Below are 17,148 nucleotides of genomic sequence, written 5' to 3' on the forward strand. Positions count from 1 at the left end.
GAAAAACCTGAATATGGAGCGAAGGATTCGTGCGATCCGGCTGATGCACGGGATTGCCAACCGTTTCCGGATCGGGAAAACGATCAAGGTCACGGACCTGAAACGAGCCGTCAATAGCCATGAACGAAGTCCCTTTGCCGATGACCGGCCTGCAGGATCACGCCGCCTTTCTCGCCGGGAAGCACGATTTCCAGGCGGATATCGAGGCCATCGCCACCAGCGACACCGTCGGCGTCATCCTGGAAACGGTCATGCTGGCCACAAACATGCGCTTCGCTGCGGTCGCCCGAGTGACCGAAGACCGCTGGGTCGCCTGCCGCACCGTCGACGAGATCAATTTCGGCCTTCAGTCGGGCGACGAGATCGAAATCCAGTCGACATTCTGTCAGACCGTGCGCGAAACGGCGCAGAACGTGCTTTTCAACGACGCGGCCACCGACGAGGTCTATGGCGGTCATCCGATCGCGGCCAAGTTCGGCATCATCAGCTACGCCTCGATCCCGATCTACCGGAGCAACGGCGTCTTCTTCGGAACCCTGTGCGCCATCGACACAGAGCAAAGAGACGTCAAGCAGCCGCGTGCCGTGGCCATGCTGCAACTGTTCGCGGACATTATCGGCCGCAGTCTGGAGACCGAGGAACGGTTGCTGGCTCATGAACACCTCGCGGCCCATGAGCGCGAGATGACCAAGATCCAGGAAGAGTTCGTGGCCGTGCTCGGTCACGATCTGCGCAGTCCCGTGGCGGCCCTCTCGGCGGGGATCCGGCAGCTGGAACGGGAGCCCCGATCCGACAATGCGCAACTTGTCCTGTCACTGATGAAGTCCTCCCTGCTGCGCATGCAGGACCTCATCGAGAACATGATGCTGCACGCCAAGTCGCGCCTCGGCGGCGGTATCCGTGTCCATGCGGTGCCGGACGCGCCTCTGAATGAAGCCATCGAACAGGTGGTCGCGGAAATCCGCGCCGCGTTCCCGGACCGCGCGATCGACCTCGCACTGGCCTTCGACCAGCCCCTGATCTGCGATGCCCCGCGCGTTGCCCAGGCGGTGTCCAACCTTGTGTCCAACGCCATCCGGCACACCGATCCCGGCCAGCCGGTGCAAGTACGCAGTCTGAAGACCGGCGGAGACATGGTCCTCCAGGTCATCAATCGTGGCGAGGCCATTCCTGACCATGTGAGAAACCGTCTGTTCAAGCCGTTCCAGCGCGGCGAGGACACGAAAGGCGAAGGGCTCGGTCTCGGCCTTTACATCGCCTCGTCGATCGCCGCCGCTCATGGCGGCCGCCTCGACGTGGCCTGCGAGAACGGCCTGACGACTTTCGCCTTCACGCTTCCGGCTTCCCCAGGGACATGATACCGACGGACCTGTTCTGGCGCGCATGTTCTGGCGGACCGGTGCGGGTTTGAAGTCGGAGTGCCGGTCCCGTCGCGCTGATGGCGAGACCCCATTTGGAACGATCCTGACGCCCGCCCGTTGACTCTCCAGACCCAGAAACGGAACAGGAGGATCAAATGACCGACGAAAAGATCACAATGAGCCCGGAACAGCGCAAGGAAGCCGAGGAAGAAGCGGCCCGGATCAAGCGCGTCGCGGACAACACCAGTGCTGGCGGACAGCTCGGCGGCACGTTTTTCGGCCAGGAGCCCGATGCCGGCATCGCACCGCAGAAACCTGGTTCCGGCAAGGACTGACGGCGCGGCGCATGCTCCGCTCGCTCAAGTGCCGCAAAGGCCCCGGCTCAAGGCCGGGGCGCGCGGGGCGGGGTGCACCGCGGGTTCTCAATCAACGCAGTCCCGGACCAGATTCGAGACCTGCCGACTCGCCAGACCGCGTTTTACCCTTCTTCCAGGATCACATGAGGCACGAAGCGCGACAGGTCCTGGGTAACCAGCGCCTTGTCCTCGCGCAGGCAGATGCCCGAAGCCTGGCCACCGATGATCCACGAGCCGATCATGACGTAGTCATCGCCGAATTTCGGTGGTTCGGCATAGGCCTGCAGGACATGGCCCTCGGCGCCGTAGTGGCCCGGCGTGGTGATGTCCTCGACCTCCGGCCTCAACACCGTGATGTTGGCGCCTTCCCGGCTGAAGAACGGCTTGCGCACATGCGCACCCTTCAGGAATCCCTCGTCCGCCTCGCCCTCGAAGAATGCCGGCAGCAGATTGGGGTGGTCCGGAAACATCTCCCAGAGCAATGGCAGGATCGCCTTGTTGGAGAGGATCGCCTTCCAGGGCGGTTCCAGAAGCTGCACCGGCGCCCCGGGCAGATACGGGCCGTAGTCCTCGCGGAACATGTCCTCGAACGGATAGAGCTTGAACAGGGCGTCGATGATGTGGGATTCGGTGTCGGCAAAGCGGCCCTCCCCGTCCACGCCTATGTCCTCGACGGCGACAAAATGCGGGATCAGACCCGCCTGCCGGGCGCAATCCTCCAGATAGCGCACGGTGGCGCGGTCTTCGTCCTGGTCCTTCGAAGAGGCGAAATGAATGTGATAACCAGGCGCGAACATGGCCGCGAAGCGCTCGATCAGCCTGTCCTGGACGGAGTTGAACTGGTCGGCCTCGGGCGGCAACACACCGGCCGCCATCTGCTGCTCCAGCCACATCCACTGGAAAAAGCCGGTCTCGTAGAGTGCCGTCGGCGTATCGGCGTTGAATTCAAGCAGCTTCGCCGGACCGCTGCCGTCATAGAAAAAATCGAAGCGGCCGTAGAGCGACGGCTGTCCGGCTTCCCAGGAGGTGCGAATCCAGGCGCGGTAGGCCTCGGGGATCGCCATTTTCTCAAGCAGGGCGTCGTCGCGCACGACCCGGTCGACCAGATCGAGGCACATGCCGTAGAGCGCCTGCGAGGGATCCTCCAGATCATCCTCGATCTCGCGCAGCGTGAAGCTGTAGGCGTGACTTTCGTCCCAGTAGGGCGCGCCGTACATGGTGTGGAAACCGAAGCCGAGACGTTCGGCCTCTTCCTTCCAGTCCGGCCGCTCGGGCAGGTCGATGCGCTGCATCGGGCGGCCGTCAGAGCTTGGCCAGGAGCGCCTGGACATCGTTGCGGCCCGGGTTTTCCAGGGCCTTGATCTTGGCTTCCAGGTCGGCGCCGCTTTCCTGGCGGGCATCCTCGTCGGCGGCTTCCAGCATGGCCTGCTGTTCCGCCTGGCGCTGCTCCAGACGGGCAAGGCTGTCGACGGCGCTGGCGAGCCGGCCATCGGAGGCGGTGGTGTTGGTGGAGGCCGCCTTCTGGGCCTTGATCAGCGCTTCGTTGGCCTTGGCGCTCTCGATCTTGCGCTGCAGGGTCTCGATCTTGTTCACGGACTGGCGGATGCTGGCGTCCATGCGCTCCTCGGTCGACTTGTACTGGTCGAACAGGGCCTGATCGGCTTCCGTCTTGTCGCGCAGTTTCAGGATGCTCTCGATGATCTCCACGGCCAGTGGCTCGTCGCCCTGGGCCTTGGCATTGCGGGCCGCATCGGTGCGGCGCTCGATCTCGCCCATCATCTCGCCGACGGATTTTTCCTTCAGCTTGCGGTTGGCGGCCATGCGGGCCTTTTCGTCCTTGGCGGCGGCGATGGCCTGTTTGGCCTCACGCACTTCCTGCTCAAGGATGGTCATCAGATTGGCGTCCTGAATGGCTTCCGCCGCTTCGTTGGCATGGCCCTTGAATGCCGTGATCAATTTGCCCCAAACAGTCATTTTCAGATGTCCTCGCTCATCAACGGCGGTTTCAGACGACGGCCTTCGGACCGACATCCGAGGCCAGTTCCAGGGCGCTGTTGGCGATGGTGCGCAGCTCGGTTTCGACGGAGTCCAGCGTCGAGCGAACCGACATGGCGCCGAAGAGCTCATAATATTCGCGGCCGTCGATCAGGTCGATCGACAGCGCGCACAGCGGCAGCAGCTTCTTGTGATTGCGCAGCATCATCGCCTCAAAGGCTGCGGGATCGTCCTGATCCTGCCTCGGCCAAAGCACGGTGGACGTGAGGATCTGGGTTTCCCCGACGGTCACGAACAGGGCGATGCCGCCCGCCGAGCCCAGCCGGACTTCCAGCACATCGGACTGCTCAACGCTGAGCGCACAGCTGATTTCGTCCCCGCCGAACGAGGCGGACTGCTCGAGAGCCTCTTTAAGCTCCTGCAATGTCCAGGGTGTTTGCCTTGCAGTCATTCCAGAAGCTCCCGTTTCCGCTGTCTTGGCCTTTCGGCACCGAACAAGTAGAAGTCAAACATGACTGATTCAAGCGATTTTTCCCTGCGCGATCCGAATTGACAAGGCCGCCGCCGCTGGTCAGAGTAGCCGCCATTGAAACCGGGGCCGATTTAAGCCGTGCCTATTCTGCAATTAATTGTTTCGCGACTTTACCAGCATGTTCTGGAACTCAAGCTCTGGCTGCTGGGGTCGCTGATCTGCGCCTATCTGCTGATTTCCTGGGTGCTTTTCGCGCTGGCGGGCGAGAGCGGGCTGACGGACAGCCCGCTGACTTTCATCTATTTCGCGGCAACGACCGCCTCCACGGTCGGCTATGGCGATCTGTCGCCGGAGACGGAAGCCGGGCGCATGGTTGCCGCCTTCTGGTTCTTTCCCGGGGCTCTTCTGATATTCTCCGCGGTTCTGGGCCGGCTGACGGGTGTCCTTGTGGAAGGAGTGAGGCGTATGGCTGACGGCAACGGAAATTTCGAACGCGTTCAGAACGCGACGGTCATCGTGGGGTATCGCCGTGACCGGACCCCGCTGATGGTGGAAAACCTGATCGCCGGCCAGGACGGCGACGACAAGATCATCCTGCTGGCGGACTCCAAGAACGTCGAAGTTCCCGAAGGGGTGCGCCTGATCCGGGCCGAACGCATGGATGCGCTGCAATCGCTCCGGCGCGCCGCGATCCCAGGCGCGCAGAAGGTGCTGGTCTATGCCGGTTCGGACGCGGAAACCTTCAATACATGCCTCGCCATCCGTGAACTCAACGAGACCGTCCACGTGGCTGCCTATTTCGAGGACAGGGACACCGCACGGCGTGCGGGCAGGCTCGCCGGCATCGAGCCGGTCGTGTCCAATTCCTGCGAGGCGCTGGTGCGGGCCGCCCAGGACCCGGGCGCTGGACAGATCCTGATGGCCCTGTCCACGGCCGGTCTCGGGGCCACCATCTATTCGGCCGTCATCGAGACGGAGGGCACTACTGGCGGCAATGGCGGCGCAACCGAAACGGCCTTTCTGGAAAAAGCGCTTTCCGGAGCTGAAGGCACGCTGATTGCCGTGTCACAGCCGGACGATGCCGCCTTTCTGTTCCGCCCCTTCCCGAAAACATTGAAATCGGGCGGCTCGTTCTATTACCTTGCGAGCGCGCGATTGTCCGAAAGCCAGATCCTGGCCGGCCTGGAGGGAAGCGATGTTCGGGTCTCTGTTTAAGCGGTCGAAAGGCCGGCAGCCGCCGGAAGTTCTCGGTCTGACCATCGGCCGCGGCATCACATTCGACCCGATCGCGCTGCGGCTCCTGCCCGCCGACAGCCTGATCGAACGGCCGGACACCACACTGATGATCACGGCCCAGGGTCACTGCGACCTCGGCGAGCAGTCGCACATGCACCGCTTCTACCCCGATGACGACCGCTTCCTGATCCAGTTTCAGGGCGGCGACGGCGAGACCGACGAGCGGGTCGACGAGATCATGCTGTGGTACTTTCACGATGTGCAGTATCCGTCCGGCGACGCCGAATGGGGCCGCATGAAGACCGCGATCCGCCAGACGGGCTACACGCTTCGCGGCGAGGACGGCGACCACCGTTTCGAGCGCGCCTGGTTCGACACCTCCACCGCACCGGAAGACCCGATGACCTATTGGGAGGACGTGTGCGACGCGCGGGACGGCAGTGGCCGGCGGCGCATCTTTCAAACGGCCATGCTGTTCGCCCGGCCCCTCAAGGACGGGCGCGACGAAATGCTGCTCATCAACATGGAAGAACCGGAAGGCGCGGAAAGAAGCGTCGCCTTCATGATCGGCTTTCCCCTCGAGCGCCATAATTTTTCTGTCTAATAACGTCACGGGAGACACCAATGGCAGACCTACAGGCATCCCTTTACGGCATCATTCCCTTTGTCGCCTATTTCATCGCGGCCATCGCGATGCTGCTGATCTTCATGAAGATCTACACCGTCATGACACCGCATGACGAAATGGCCCTGATCAAGGACAACAATGTCGCCGCCTCGCTGGTGTTCAGCGCCGCCTTTCTCGGGTTTTCGCTGCCCCTGGCAAGCGCCGCCGCCAATTCGGTCAACATCTTCGACTTCATCCTCTGGGGCATCATCGCCTGTATCGCGCAGTTGATCGCCTATCAGATCTTCCGCCGGTTCTACCCGAAGATCACCGCCCGGATCGAAGCGGGCGAAATGGCCATCAGCACCAAGCTCGCCGCGATTTCGATCACCGTCGGACTGCTCAACGCCGCCTGCATCACCTATTGACCGGCTCGCGCGGCTCCGGCCCCGCGGGACCCTCAATCCCAACAGATCAGACCGTTTGGAAGGTCGGGAGAAACTCATGAAACGCTCCAAGTCGATCAAGCTGGTGGTCATGGCGACGACAACCGTGACACTGGCCGGTTGCGCAGACGAACCGGACCTGGAAGGCCGGGTCTACAAGACCGAAGCGGAATGCATTGCCGACGACTACGTGCCGGATGAGGTCTGTGCCGCGGCCCTCCAGGCCGGCAAGGCAACCCACGAGACCAGCGGGCCGCGCTACAAGACGATCACGCTTTGCTCAGAACAGCACGGCAACGCCTGTCTCCAGGAGACGTCCAGCGCGGGCCCCTATTACACGCCGTCGCCTTCGGGATACTTCCTGGCGGGGACACTCGCCGGCGCGGTCGCGTCCCAGGTGATCGGCAACAATGTCCGCCCGGTGTATTCGAGCCGGGGCCAGAAAGGCTTCTACACCAGCGGCGGCTACTATGTCGGCAACTACGGTGGCAGTTCCTGGCGGACCTACAACGATGCGGTCAAGACGCCGCCGAAGCCTGCCAAGGTACAGACACGCACATCCGTCGCCTCGCGCGGCGGGTTCGGCAGCCGCTCCAGTTTCAGCTCCCGGGGCGGCTAGACCCGCCGGCGCCGGCAGCACGCAGCGGCCTCAGGTGAACCGCCGGCAGGTCCCGCCCGTATGTCAGGCAGAATTTGGAGGCTGACACATGATCCGGATTGCCGCTGCCGTTTTCCTGTCGATTTGCGCGCTGGACACGGCCCGGCCGGCGTTCGCGCAATCCGGTACCGGGAAGGATATTGCATCCGGCACAGGTCCGTCCGCCCATGCCTTCAGCTTCGCCATGCCCCATGGCGACCCGCTGGCGCTGAAGGACTTCAAGGGCAAAGCCGTGCTGATTGTCAACACGGCGACGGAATGCGGTTTCAGCGGGCAGCTTTCCGGGCTGCAGGACCTGCACGAAACATACGCAGACCGGGGCCTCGTCGTCCTGGGCGTGCCGTCGAACGATTTCGGCGGACAGGAGCCGCGGGCAGATGGCGAGATCGCAAAATTCTGCGAAGGCAAATACGGCGCGACGTTTGCCCTGACCGCCAAGACGCCGGTCCGGGGCAAGGCCGCGCATCCGTTTTATCGATGGGCGGCAGACACACTCGGCTCCGCAGCACGGCCCTACTGGAACTTTCACAAGTATCTGATCGGCCCGGGTGGCCGGGTTGTCGCCTGGTTCCCGACACCGGCACCACCGACGTCAGCCGGCGTCACCCGCGCCATCGAGGCGGTGCTTGCGGATCTGCCGGACGCCCCGGAAAGCCGCTGACAATCCGTCAGGCGTCCAGAACGGACTCGAAGCCCTCGAATTGCGGGTGACCGACGTAAAGACCCTTGTTGTTCCCGGCGTTCCTGTGCGCCTGACGGAAGTGCTCGGACTTTGTCCAGTTCACAAAATCCTCGTGGCTCGCCCAGACCGTATGCGAAGCATAGAGCGTCGTGCCGGCGTCCTCGTCGAGGGGGCCTTTCAGAAGATGAAAAGATTTGAACCCCGGGACATCTTCCAACTTCGATTCACGCTCTTTCCAGACGGTTTCAAAGGCCTTTTCCTGGCCTCCCCTGATCGTGAAACGGTTCATGGCGACATACATGATCTTGGATCTCCTGCTGTTGTCCGGCGGCCTGATCGTTGCAGGCCGGGTCATTTAACCTGATTTGTACAATCAGGTTTTAGGAAGCACAAGGCGTCCTTCGGCAGTCCCCTGGCGCACACCTTCGAATTTCCTCTCAAGCCTATTGTCAGCAGAGCGCATCTGGGCTACCTCATCAAATGTAATGTAATAACATAACTATTTTCGTTCCCATCACCTGTCTCTGCATGAAAGGTTCAGACAATGGCACCCAGAAACTTCCGGATTGCCGGCTCCCTGGCACTCGGCGTAATGCTGCTTCTCGCCGCGCCGGCAACCGCAAGCTCAACCGACAGCAAGGCACATACCCATGCCCACAGTCATGACGAGGCCGCGAACAAGGAAATCAGCAACGGCTATTTCAAGGACGAGCAGGTCGCGAACCGGTTGCTCTCCGACTGGGACGGCGACTGGCAATCGGTTTACCCCTATCTCCAGGATGGCACCCTGGCTCCGGTCATGGCGCACAAGGCCGCCCATAGCGACAAGAGTGCCGAGGAGTACCGCGCCTATTACGAGACCGGCTACAAGACCGATGTTGACCGGATTGTCATCGGCGACGGTCAGGTCACGTTTCACAGGGGAGAGGACAGTGTTTCCGGGCAGTATGAAACAGATGGCTACGAGATCCTGACCTACACGAAGGGCAATCGCGGCGTCCGCTTCATCTTCCGCAAAACCGGTGGCGACGACGGCACGCCGGGCTTCATCCAGTTCAGCGACCACCGCATAGCTCCGGCCGACGCCGATCACTATCATCTTTATTGGGGCAACGACCGCGCAGGCCTTCTGGAACAAGTGACCAATTGGCCGACTTACTTCCCTGCCTCCCTCACGGCCGGAGAAATCGTGGAGGAAATGATCGCTCACTGACCGGGAAGCGTCCGGCGCGAATATTTCGTGCCGGACCCATCCCCCGTTGAGACAGGTCAACGCTGCCCGGTTCGCCGCCACCTAAGGTCCCCTCGGAAAGTGCCTCATACCGAACAGGGAGCCAGAAGCATGGCCGTATCCGACTGGGAAAATTTTGTCGCGCAGACCGACGATCGCATGGCCGCCGTCCGCAAGGGCATTCCGGATGTCGCAAAGGGCTTCGGCGCGCTGGCCAAGGCGGCCACAAGCCCGGGCGCGCTTGACGCCAAGACCAAGGAACTGATCGCGCTGGCCATCGGCATCACCGCGCGCTGTGACGGCTGTCTGGCCTATCACGCCCGTTCGGCAGCCCGGCTCGGCGCCAACCGGGACGAGATCCTCGAGGTCATCGGTGTCTCGGTCTATATGGGTGGCGGCCCGTCGATGATCTACGGCGCCGAGGCCCTTGCCGCCTTCGACGGACTTTCAGAGGAAAGCTGAACGCGCCTCAAAGGCCATTTCCCGGGTCTTCCAGCAAAACCAGGGCCAACGCTTCGCAGGGAGCGTTGGTCGCGTTCCCGCTGCGCACCAGGATGATATCCAGAGCGTCAACCGGAGGCAGACCCAGGCTCCTGCCGAGCCGTTCGACCGAGGTGGGAACCGCCATCTGCGCAACGGCGGCCACTGCAAGGCCAGCCTCGACCAACGTGACCAGCGCCGAGTGACTGAAGCTGGAATAGGCCGAGCGATAGCTCAAACCGCTTCGATGCAGTGCGGCCAGAGTCACGGTGCGGGCCTGACTACCCGGTTCATAGAGCGCGACCGGCAGAGGGTCACGTTCCAGGGCCTGACCGTCTTTCGATCCGACCCAGACCATCGGCTCACGCCGGATCAGGTGGCCTTGGGTGACACCGGTTCGCGTGACGATGGCCAGATCAATGTCACCCGCATCGACTTGCGGCAGGAGCGTTGTGGACTGGGCGCAGACCACATTGAGTTCCACGCGCGGAAACATTTCGCCAAATCGCCGGAGCACGTCGGGCAACATGGCGACGATGTAGTCGTCAGGCGCACCGATCGTCACCGAACCTTCCATGTCCGGTCGTCGGAAAGCCGCAACCGCTTCGTCATGCAAGCGCAGGATACGCCTTGCGTAACCCACCAGTTCTTCCCCTGCACTTGTAAGTGCAAGATTTCGCGTATCACGCAGGAACAGAGGCTTGCCGATGCGCCCTTCCAGACGCTGGATCTGCATGGACACCGTCGCCGGCGACTTGTGCACGCGTAACGCTGCGCGGCTGAAACTCATTGCATCGACGCAAGCAAGAAAAGTTCGGAGAAGCGTGTGATCGAGCTGCATATCTTTTAGATAACCTAAAGAGTCTCTTTAGACTATATCGTTTGACCGAATAATGAAACCGAACCCATTCTGTCGAGAAGAACGACCGCGCACAGTGGCCCCAATCCCGACGCAAGGAAACTTCCATGACCAGACAGAAGGAAGGCATGATCGGCGTCATGGCCGCGCAGACCCTGCTCGGTACAATCGGTCTCTGCGTCCTGGAAAGCGGGGCGGGCCCCGTTACCGTCGCCTTCTACCGATGTATCGTCGGCGGGCTTGCCCTGGCGGCTTACTGTTTCTGGCGCGGAGATCTCACCTGCATCTTTCGTGCACCGGGCAGGGTTCTCTTGCCGGCCGTGGCCAGCGGAGTGCTGATGGCGGGCAATTGGGTGCTGTTCTTCGAAGGTATCCGGCAGACGGGGATCGCGGTGGCCACGATCACCTTTCATATCCAGCCGTTCCTGGTGGTCCTCCTGGGGGCCCTTGTCTTCCATGAGCGCCTGCGGCCTGTCACGCTGATATGGATCGCCCTGGCGTTGTTCGGACTGGTGCTTGCGACCGGTCTGACCGGCGCAGAATTTGCGGCTGACCGCAGCTATCTTTTTGGTCTTGGCGCTACGCTTGCTGCCGCCTGCTTGTATGCCGGTGTGACGATCATCGCCAAAGGACTGACAGGCCTTTCAGCAGCGCAGTTGGCCACAATCCAGTTTCTGACAGGCTCTTTGGTTCTCGTGGCATTCCAACCGCTGTCCCCGTTCGAGTTGTCCGCCGGGCAATGGGTCTGGCTCACGGTCATCGGCCTGGTTCATACGGGCGGAGTCTACGTGATGCTCTACAATGCCTTGCCGAAGCTGACGACACCGGTGATCGCCGTGCTGCTCTTTCTTTATCCCGCGAGCGCGATCGTCGTCGATGCCCTCGTCTATGGCCAGTTGATCAGCCCCGGCCAACTCGCCGGACTCGGCCTGATTGTGCTTGCCAGCCTCGCGGTGACGCTGAACTGGGGAAGACGGCCGGACGCAGCCGCTCCTACGAAACCGCCCGTGTCGTGCCGCGCTTCTTCAGGCTGACGCTGCACACACGCACCTGTTGCGGCAGGTCCGGGTTTTCCAACCGCTGCATCAGAAGCTCCAGCGTCGCCTCGCAAAGGACCTTTCTGCTCTGTGCCAGCGTGGTGAGATCATAGGCCTTCCAGGCAGCCTGAGGGATGTCGTCATACCCGATCACCTGAATGTCTTCGGGTATGGCCACACCGTGACCGTGGCGCAGGCCGTCGAGGACACCCAGTGCCAGATAGTCCGCCGTACAGAAAACGCCGTCGATTTCGCTCCGGATGCGATTGACGAACGCCGCCGCTTCCAGGCCGCCTTCATAGGACTGCGAGCCCCAGGCGATCCGGACCACGGGAATGCCGTTGTTGTTGGCCGCCTGTTCAAAAGCAAGCGCGCGCCCGTTGATCGAATAGGACGAACTTTCGGGCGTGACCACGGCAAGCTTGCGGCAGCCACTCGCCACAAGGTGCTCGAACGCAAGCCGGCCGCCGTCCTCGAAGGCCGTCACGACCCGGTCGACCGGCGCGCCCGTGTCTCGCTTGTTGACCACGACGAGCGGAACGCCGTTTTCCAGGCATTCCATGCAGATTTCCTCAGGAGGCGTGTCGGAAGTCACGATCACCCCGGCGACGCTGTATTGCAGCAGCGATCCGATCAGGTCGGCGACATCGGCAGACGGCTCGCCGCGCAACAGGATCGGCCGCAGGCCCCGTTCCAGAAGCCCCTTTGACAGGAGATCGATCTGCTCGGCACGAAACGGATTGTCCAGGTCGGCGGCCACCACGCCGACCAGATCCGATTTCTGCTTGTGCAGCGAGCGGGCCAGAACGTTGACCCGGTAGCCGAGCTGTCCCGCGGCGGCGATGACCTTCTCCCGGGTTTCCCTGGAGACGCTGGCACCGTCCGTGAACGTCCTGGAAACGGCGGACCGGGAGACGCCGGCAAGCTTGGCCACATCAAAGGAATTGACCGTTTTCCTGGTCCCGGAGGGATCCGACATTGTTCCATTCCTGTTATTGGTTTTTTTCGGTCCGGCGCGCCACCAGAAACGGCGCGTTCACATTGATGAGGTTCGGTTCCAGTTGCAACAGCCGGTCCATCTCTTCAGGGTCGTTGCCCATGTAGGCAATCATCACCTGCCGACCGGCCGCGTGGACCGCCGCAATGGCGGCGGCAGTCGCGTTGCCTGCGTTGAATTCGATGATTGCCGCATCGAAGGCGGTCAGACAGTCCTCGAGCGTGTCGAAATCCTCCGGCCGCGCCATCAGTTGCGCTTCCGGAAAAGCCTGCCGGATCCGTTTCAGCCAGTCCGCGTTCCAGGACCAGAAGAAGACATCCTCAGCTGCAAGCCGGCCGAGAACCGTTTCCGCCGTTCTGACCGGATCCGCCTGCTTGATCTCGACGTACAGCCTGCCGCCCGCCCTGAACGCCAGGTCCGTGATGTCCTCGAGCAGCGGGATGCTTTCGCCTGCGTAGAACGGATCGAACCAGCCGCCGGCATCGAGCACCGAGAGCTGCTGCACGGTTGCGGCACTCAGGTCTCCGGCGGCGTCGGTCGTGCGGTCCAGTTGCGGATCGTGATGGACGACAAGCCCACCGTCCGCGGTTTCCCGGACATCGATCTCGACAAAGTCGAAACCTGCGGACCAGGCGGCATTTGCCGAGGCCAGCGTGTTCTCCGGTGCGATGCCGCAGGCACCCCGGTGACAGACGATGGCCGGCTGCCGCCCGGAAGCGCGCCTGAATCGGCTGACAAGTTCGGGCTGGTCGGAACAGATGCCGAGCACCGGCATATTCACCAGCGCTTCGACCACATCGACGCGTTCCTCGTGCCAGGTGACAATCGCCAGCCCCCGCCCTGCCGCCTCCGCAAAGAAGGCGCCGTCCAGCAGCCTGTCCGGCCGCTCGCCCGCCCGCTCCCAGCAGGGATGCACGATTTCCGCACCACAGAAATCCGCGACCGGGAACGGATCGATCCCGATCCCGACCAGGATGGAAACAGGAAACGGACAATCCCGGGCGATCAGGTCGGCGCAATAATCCGGCGTGTTCGCGCCGACGATGACCCGCTCGATGCCATGGCCGCGCAGAATGTCGATGGCAAGGGTCGCCGCGTCCGCTTCCTTGGCATCCAGGTAGATCCCGGCACCACACTTGGCCGCGAGTTCAGCGACCTCTTCAAACCGCGGCGCAGGACGCCCGGCTGCAGCGGTCAGCTCCGCCAGTTTCGCGGCACTCACGTCGCCGACCTTCAGATCCAACCCGCAGACCTTGTTCAGGTCCGCATCGTGAAAGGCCACCGGCACACCGTCCGAGGTCAGCCGGATGTCGACCTCCCACATGTCGGCGCCGAGTTCGCGGGCGACCTCGAAGGCACGCAGCGTGTTGTCGAAGGCATAGGCGCTCGCACCGCGATGGGCGATCGCCAGTGGCGGACCTTCATGGATGTCGATCCAGGTTCTGCCGGGCCGGAACTGCGTCATGCCGTCTCCGTCACAACCGGGCCCCGTCGGGCCCGAACGCGAGGATCCTGTCCTCGGCAATGCCCCACGAGACGTCCTGCCCCAGCTCGAACCCGGCGCTCTGCGACTGGATGGAGCGCAGCACGGCGCCGTTTTCCAGCGTCACGTCATAGAGCTCTTCCCGGCCCTGGGTCTCGACGAAGCTGACCTTTCCCGGAACCTTGAGCGGATTGCCGGGCTGGAAGAATTCGGGACGGACGCCAAAGCGCATCGGCGCGCCTTCACCGGGCAACGTGATGCCGGAGGGCACCGGCAGGGTGACCTGCGAATTCGCCAGCCTGAAACCGCCCGCGGCCAGTGTTCCGTCCAGAAAGGCGATCGGCGGATTGCCCAGGAAGCCGGCAACGAAATCCGAGGACGGGTTTTCGTACATGTCCTTCGGCGTTGACAGCTGCACGATCCGGCCCTTGTCCATGATGGCGATGCGGTCGCACATGGACATGGCCTCCACCTGGTCATGGGTGACCAGAACGGCGGTGATGCCGGTGGCAAGCTGGATGCGGCGGATTTCGGATCGCATTTCCAGGCGCAGCTTGGCGTCGAGGTTGGCCAGAGGCTCGTCGAGCAGGAGAATATCGGGCTTGCGGATCAGCGCCCTGGCGAGGGCCACCCGCTGCTGCTGGCCACCGGAGAGCTGCATCGGGCGCCGCTGAAGCAGCTCGCCGATATGCACCAGGTCGGCGATTTCCTGCACCTTCCGGTCGATCTCGGCCCTGCTTTCCTTGCGCACCTTCAGCGGGAAGGCGATGTTCTCATAGACGTTCATATGCGGATAAAGCGCATAGTTCTGAAACACCACGCCGACATTGCGTTTCTGCGAGGACACGTCCGTCACGTCGGCATCGCCGAACATCAGGCGGCCGGCGTTCATCCGGTGAATGCCGCAGATGGCGAACAGCGTCGTCGATTTGCCGCAGCCGCTTGGTCCCAGCAGGGCGAGCATTTCGCCATCCCCGATTTCCAGCGACATGTCCTTGATGACAGTGGTGTCGCCGAAGGACTTGGTGAAGTTTTCGATCGAGATACGCATCAGCCCTTCGTGCCTCCACCATAGATGTTCATGAGTTGCTTGTTGAAGATCAGATAAACGATGATCACCGGCAGCGCGTAGAACACGCCGACCGACTTGAACATGTTGAAGTCCGGTTTGATGTCGTCGAAGATCAGGTTCGAGAGGTAGGTGGACAGCACCTGCGCGCTGCCGCTCGGCGCCAGAACCTGGGGAAGAATGAACTCGCTCCAGGCGGACAGGAACACGAACACGGCCAGGGCCGCGACCCCGGGCTGGACCTGCGGCAGCACCAGTTTCCACCAGACGGTGAAGCGGCTGGCGCCGTCCTGCAGCCCGGCCATCTCGATTTCCCAGGGCACGTTGTCGAAGAACCCCTTCATGATCCAGATGCCGAACGGCAGTTCCAGAGCGGTCTTCACCAGAATGACACCGATCAGGGTGTTGTAGAGGCCGATCATCTGCAGGATCAGGAAGATCGAGATGATCAGGGTGATCGTCGGGAAGGCGTGCAAGGTCAGAATGCCGCCCAGAAAGAAACGCTTGAACGGCATGTTGAGGCGTGACAGCGCATAGCCTGCGGTGACGGAGGCCGACACGTTTATCAGCGTCGTGCAGATGGCGAAGATGAAGGTGTTGAGCGTCACCCGCCAGATGCTGACACGGCCCGTTTCCGGCTCTTCCCACAAGAAGCGCCAGTGGTGCAGCGTGAAGCGGTCCGGGATCAGCGACCCGGCCGTGGTGTCCGTGACGGTGTCCACGAACAGGTAGACATACATGATCACCAGCGGCATGGAGATCACGGCCAGAACCAGGAACAGCGGCCAGGAGCGGAAATTCGAGGATGTCATGTCGGCCTTCCTCACTGTTCGATCCGTGGCTTGGCCACGAGGTCGTTGAAGTTGAAAATGCGCAGATAGACGAGCGATGCCAGAATGCCGACGATCACCAGCATCAGCGCCATGGCGGCCCCGAGGCCGTACTGAAGATTGCCCGCGTAATTGTCGAGCGCCGTGTGAAACGCCATCAGTGACCAGACTTCCGTCGCTCCGCCCGGTCCGCCATCGGTGGACAGCAGGATGTATTCGAAGCTGGTCAGCAAAGAGAGGGTCGAATAGGCGCAGATGAACATGATCGGCCAGCGCAGCTGCGGCAGGATGATGTAGCGGATCTGCTGCCAGCGCGACGCCCCGTCGACTTCACTGGCATGGAGCATCGATTGCGGGATGGACTTGATCGCACTGCCGAACAGGATCATGCCGAGCGACGCGCCGACAATGCCGTTGATCAGCACGATGAACACCCAGGCGTTGACCCCGGTGTCCAGCATCCAGTTTCTGGGCGGCACGCCGAAATTGGCGAGCAGGGAGGACAGGAACCCCGTGTCCCAGGCAAGCCACTTCCACATGAGGACGAAGATCACGTTGGGCAGGATGCGCGGCAGAAACCAGATCGCACGATAGGTGGTCGCCGCGCCGGACGGCAGATAGAAGGTGGTGATCGCCAGAAACAGGCCGAGACCGACCGAGGCTGCGAGCGTCAGCACCACGTACAACACGGTGTTGCCCGCGACCCGCCAGACATAGGGGATCTGTGCCATCAGCGCGAAATTGTCGGATGTCCAGGTCCAGCCGGTATAGATCGTTCTTGTCAGCAGCTCGGTCTGATCCGGTGTCATCTCGATGCCGTTGCCCGCGACCGCGTCCACAAGTCCGCCGGCCGTCTCGAAACGGATGTTGAGGACGGAGCGCTTGAAGAGGTCGGCGGCTTTCTTGATGTCGCGGGTCGATCTGGGCCGGGATTTCAGCTTGCGGAAGGCCCGCTCCAGATCGCGGCGGCTGGAAAACCGCTCGCCGAACATCTGCGAGCCGACCTCGTTGGCGAATTGCTCGCCATAGGCGGCGGCGAGCGCGGTGATGCCGGCATCGTCGACGACGAAGGCGTCCTTGCCGAGCGTTTCGACGAAACTCTCCGGCGCCCCCGCATCCGCCAGCCTGCGCAGCGACGCCGCGTTGATCTCATAGGCACCGCCGGTGATCCCGGTCGCCGTGCTCATGTTGGTGAAGGAAAACATCACGGTCAGAAGGACCGGGACCAGAAACAGCATAACAATGATGATGAGGGCCGGCGAAAGGAAGCCGAGGCCCAGCAGATGTGCGCGCCGCATGAGGTAACTCCTGAAGGCTCCGGGCGGCAGCGCCCATGACGCTGCCGCCCG

20 protein-coding genes are annotated in these 17,148 nt (G+C 62.4%); 10 read left to right on the forward strand and 10 right to left on the reverse strand.

The annotated features are described in order from the left end of the window. Positions 1-119 precede the first annotated feature (119 nt). Positions 120-1,358, forward strand: coding sequence for a GAF domain-containing sensor histidine kinase (locus WNZ15_RS03210; RefSeq protein WP_342891487.1), 1,239 nt, complete (start codon positions 120-122; stop codon positions 1,356-1,358). 158 nt (positions 1,359-1,516) lie between these two features. Continuing rightward, a complete protein-coding gene (locus tag WNZ15_RS03215) occupies positions 1,517-1,696 on the forward strand; it encodes a hypothetical protein (RefSeq protein WP_342891488.1) in 180 nt (59 codons plus the stop codon). Between the two features lie 143 nt (positions 1,697-1,839). Here the strand turns inward: WNZ15_RS03215 and WNZ15_RS03220 are convergent, their stop codons facing one another. Genes WNZ15_RS03220 through WNZ15_RS03230 form a run of 3 tightly spaced genes read right to left on the reverse strand, consistent with a single transcriptional unit; the run spans position 1,840 to position 4,163 of the window. Then, positions 1,840-3,009, reverse strand: coding sequence for a glutathionylspermidine synthase family protein (locus tag WNZ15_RS03220; RefSeq protein WP_342891489.1), 1,170 nt, complete (start codon positions 3,007-3,009; stop codon positions 1,840-1,842). A 10-nt stretch (positions 3,010-3,019) separates the two neighbouring features. Beyond that, complete coding sequence (locus tag WNZ15_RS03225; protein ID WP_342891490.1) at positions 3,020-3,691, reverse strand: PspA/IM30 family protein; 672 nt, start codon at positions 3,689-3,691, stop codon at positions 3,020-3,022. Positions 3,692-3,722: 31 nt separating this feature from the next. Then, positions 3,723-4,163, reverse strand: a complete 441-nt coding sequence (locus WNZ15_RS03230; protein WP_342891491.1) for a DUF2170 family protein — start codon at positions 4,161-4,163, stop codon at positions 3,723-3,725. 159 nt (positions 4,164-4,322) lie between these two features. Here WNZ15_RS03230 and WNZ15_RS03235 point away from each other — a divergent pair, with 159 nt between their 5' ends. The 5 genes from WNZ15_RS03235 to WNZ15_RS03255 all read left to right on the forward strand — a co-directional run bounded on the left by WNZ15_RS03235 (position 4,323) and on the right by WNZ15_RS03255 (position 7,792). Next, the gene (locus tag WNZ15_RS03235) at positions 4,323-5,399 is read left to right on the forward strand and encodes an ion channel (RefSeq protein WP_342891492.1); all 1,077 of its coding nucleotides are present in this window, start codon (positions 4,323-4,325) and stop codon (positions 5,397-5,399) included. Then, entirely contained in the window at positions 5,380-6,024 is a 645-nt protein-coding gene (locus WNZ15_RS03240; RefSeq protein ID WP_342891493.1) for a DUF2491 family protein, read from the forward strand. Before WNZ15_RS03235 ends, WNZ15_RS03240 begins: the two co-directional genes overlap by 20 nt. Before the next feature lie 20 nt (positions 6,025-6,044). Then, entirely contained in the window at positions 6,045-6,455 is a 411-nt protein-coding gene (locus tag WNZ15_RS03245) for a DUF350 domain-containing protein (protein ID WP_342891494.1), read from the forward strand. 76 nt (positions 6,456-6,531) lie between these two features. Next, on the forward strand, positions 6,532-7,092 hold the full coding sequence (locus WNZ15_RS03250) for a DUF1190 domain-containing protein (protein WP_342891495.1): 561 nt from the start codon (positions 6,532-6,534) through the stop codon (positions 7,090-7,092). Positions 7,093-7,180: 88 nt separating this feature from the next. After that, positions 7,181-7,792: a glutathione peroxidase gene (locus WNZ15_RS03255; RefSeq protein ID WP_342891496.1), complete on the forward strand. Its 612-nt coding sequence runs from the start codon at positions 7,181-7,183 to the stop codon at positions 7,790-7,792. 7 nt (positions 7,793-7,799) lie between these two features. On the opposite strand, the gene WNZ15_RS03260 is transcribed toward WNZ15_RS03255, so the two are convergent. Next, the gene (locus WNZ15_RS03260; RefSeq protein ID WP_342891497.1) at positions 7,800-8,114 is read right to left on the reverse strand and encodes an antibiotic biosynthesis monooxygenase; all 315 of its coding nucleotides are present in this window, start codon (positions 8,112-8,114) and stop codon (positions 7,800-7,802) included. A 243-nt stretch (positions 8,115-8,357) separates the two neighbouring features. On the opposite strand from WNZ15_RS03260, the gene WNZ15_RS03265 reads away from it, so the two are divergent. After that, on the forward strand, positions 8,358-9,026 hold the full coding sequence (locus WNZ15_RS03265) for a metal-binding protein ZinT (protein ID WP_342891498.1): 669 nt from the start codon (positions 8,358-8,360) through the stop codon (positions 9,024-9,026). A gap of 129 nt (positions 9,027-9,155) precedes the next feature. Beyond that, complete coding sequence (locus tag WNZ15_RS03270) at positions 9,156-9,506, forward strand: carboxymuconolactone decarboxylase family protein (protein WP_342891499.1); 351 nt, start codon at positions 9,156-9,158, stop codon at positions 9,504-9,506. Positions 9,507-9,513: 7 nt separating this feature from the next. Here WNZ15_RS03270 and WNZ15_RS03275 read toward each other — a convergent pair whose 3' ends face one another. After that, entirely contained in the window at positions 9,514-10,365 is an 852-nt protein-coding gene (locus WNZ15_RS03275) for a LysR substrate-binding domain-containing protein (protein ID WP_342891500.1), read from the reverse strand. A 125-nt stretch (positions 10,366-10,490) separates the two neighbouring features. Here WNZ15_RS03275 and WNZ15_RS03280 point away from each other — a divergent pair, with 125 nt between their 5' ends. Next, the gene (locus tag WNZ15_RS03280) at positions 10,491-11,417 is read left to right on the forward strand and encodes a DMT family transporter (RefSeq protein WP_342891501.1); all 927 of its coding nucleotides are present in this window, start codon (positions 10,491-10,493) and stop codon (positions 11,415-11,417) included. Here the strand turns inward: WNZ15_RS03280 and WNZ15_RS03285 are convergent. From WNZ15_RS03285 to WNZ15_RS03305, 5 genes are read right to left on the reverse strand one after another with little or no spacing between them, the layout of a single operon-like run. Then, a complete protein-coding gene (locus WNZ15_RS03285; RefSeq protein WP_342891502.1) occupies positions 11,377-12,399 on the reverse strand; it encodes a LacI family DNA-binding transcriptional regulator in 1,023 nt (340 codons plus the stop codon). The two genes, WNZ15_RS03280 and WNZ15_RS03285, sit on opposite strands and share 41 nt — an antisense overlap. A 13-nt stretch (positions 12,400-12,412) precedes the next feature. Beyond that, a complete protein-coding gene (locus WNZ15_RS03290; protein ID WP_342891503.1) occupies positions 12,413-13,882 on the reverse strand; it encodes a glycerophosphodiester phosphodiesterase family protein in 1,470 nt (489 codons plus the stop codon). A gap of 10 nt (positions 13,883-13,892) precedes the next feature. Continuing rightward, positions 13,893-14,951, reverse strand: coding sequence for an ABC transporter ATP-binding protein (locus WNZ15_RS03295; RefSeq protein ID WP_342891504.1), 1,059 nt, complete (start codon positions 14,949-14,951; stop codon positions 13,893-13,895). Further along, the gene (locus WNZ15_RS03300) at positions 14,951-15,781 is read right to left on the reverse strand and encodes a carbohydrate ABC transporter permease (RefSeq protein ID WP_342891505.1); all 831 of its coding nucleotides are present in this window, start codon (positions 15,779-15,781) and stop codon (positions 14,951-14,953) included. The genes WNZ15_RS03295 and WNZ15_RS03300 overlap by 1 nt, the downstream gene beginning before the upstream one ends. Before the next feature lie 11 nt (positions 15,782-15,792). Next, positions 15,793-17,097: a sugar ABC transporter permease gene (locus tag WNZ15_RS03305; RefSeq protein WP_342891506.1), complete on the reverse strand. Its 1,305-nt coding sequence runs from the start codon at positions 17,095-17,097 to the stop codon at positions 15,793-15,795. Between the last annotated feature and the right edge of the window lie 51 nt (positions 17,098-17,148).

Origin of the sequence: Roseibium sp. AS2 (genome assembly GCF_038900065.1) — a bacterium.
Taxonomy (GTDB): Bacteria; Pseudomonadota; Alphaproteobacteria; order Rhizobiales; family Stappiaceae; genus Roseibium.

Coding starts and splice junctions, on each gene's coding strand:
- WNZ15_RS03240 (WP_342891493.1), top strand. CDS start 5,380: ATGTTCGGGTCTCTGTTTAAGCGGTCGAAAGGCCGGCAGCCGCCGGAA.
- WNZ15_RS03215 (WP_342891488.1), top strand. CDS start 1,517: ATGACCGACGAAAAGATCACAATGAGCCCGGAACAGCGCAAGGAAGCC.
- WNZ15_RS03225 (WP_342891490.1), bottom strand. CDS start 3,691: ATGACTGTTTGGGGCAAATTGATCACGGCATTCAAGGGCCATGCCAAC.
- WNZ15_RS03245 (WP_342891494.1), top strand. CDS start 6,045: ATGGCAGACCTACAGGCATCCCTTTACGGCATCATTCCCTTTGTCGCC.
- WNZ15_RS03275 (WP_342891500.1), bottom strand. CDS start 10,365: ATGCAGCTCGATCACACGCTTCTCCGAACTTTTCTTGCTTGCGTCGAT.
- WNZ15_RS03210 (WP_342891487.1), top strand. CDS start 120: ATGAACGAAGTCCCTTTGCCGATGACCGGCCTGCAGGATCACGCCGCC.
- WNZ15_RS03280 (WP_342891501.1), top strand. CDS start 10,491: ATGACCAGACAGAAGGAAGGCATGATCGGCGTCATGGCCGCGCAGACC.
- WNZ15_RS03220 (WP_342891489.1), bottom strand. CDS start 3,009: ATGCAGCGCATCGACCTGCCCGAGCGGCCGGACTGGAAGGAAGAGGCC.
- WNZ15_RS03295 (WP_342891504.1), bottom strand. CDS start 14,951: ATGCGTATCTCGATCGAAAACTTCACCAAGTCCTTCGGCGACACCACT.
- WNZ15_RS03260 (WP_342891497.1), bottom strand. CDS start 8,114: ATGTATGTCGCCATGAACCGTTTCACGATCAGGGGAGGCCAGGAAAAG.
- WNZ15_RS03230 (WP_342891491.1), bottom strand. CDS start 4,163: ATGACTGCAAGGCAAACACCCTGGACATTGCAGGAGCTTAAAGAGGCT.
- WNZ15_RS03300 (WP_342891505.1), bottom strand. CDS start 15,781: ATGACATCCTCGAATTTCCGCTCCTGGCCGCTGTTCCTGGTTCTGGCC.
- WNZ15_RS03290 (WP_342891503.1), bottom strand. CDS start 13,882: ATGACGCAGTTCCGGCCCGGCAGAACCTGGATCGACATCCATGAAGGT.
- WNZ15_RS03250 (WP_342891495.1), top strand. CDS start 6,532: ATGAAACGCTCCAAGTCGATCAAGCTGGTGGTCATGGCGACGACAACC.
- WNZ15_RS03270 (WP_342891499.1), top strand. CDS start 9,156: ATGGCCGTATCCGACTGGGAAAATTTTGTCGCGCAGACCGACGATCGC.
- WNZ15_RS03305 (WP_342891506.1), bottom strand. CDS start 17,097: ATGCGGCGCGCACATCTGCTGGGCCTCGGCTTCCTTTCGCCGGCCCTC.
- WNZ15_RS03265 (WP_342891498.1), top strand. CDS start 8,358: ATGGCACCCAGAAACTTCCGGATTGCCGGCTCCCTGGCACTCGGCGTA.
- WNZ15_RS03255 (WP_342891496.1), top strand. CDS start 7,181: ATGATCCGGATTGCCGCTGCCGTTTTCCTGTCGATTTGCGCGCTGGAC.
- WNZ15_RS03285 (WP_342891502.1), bottom strand. CDS start 12,399: ATGTCGGATCCCTCCGGGACCAGGAAAACGGTCAATTCCTTTGATGTG.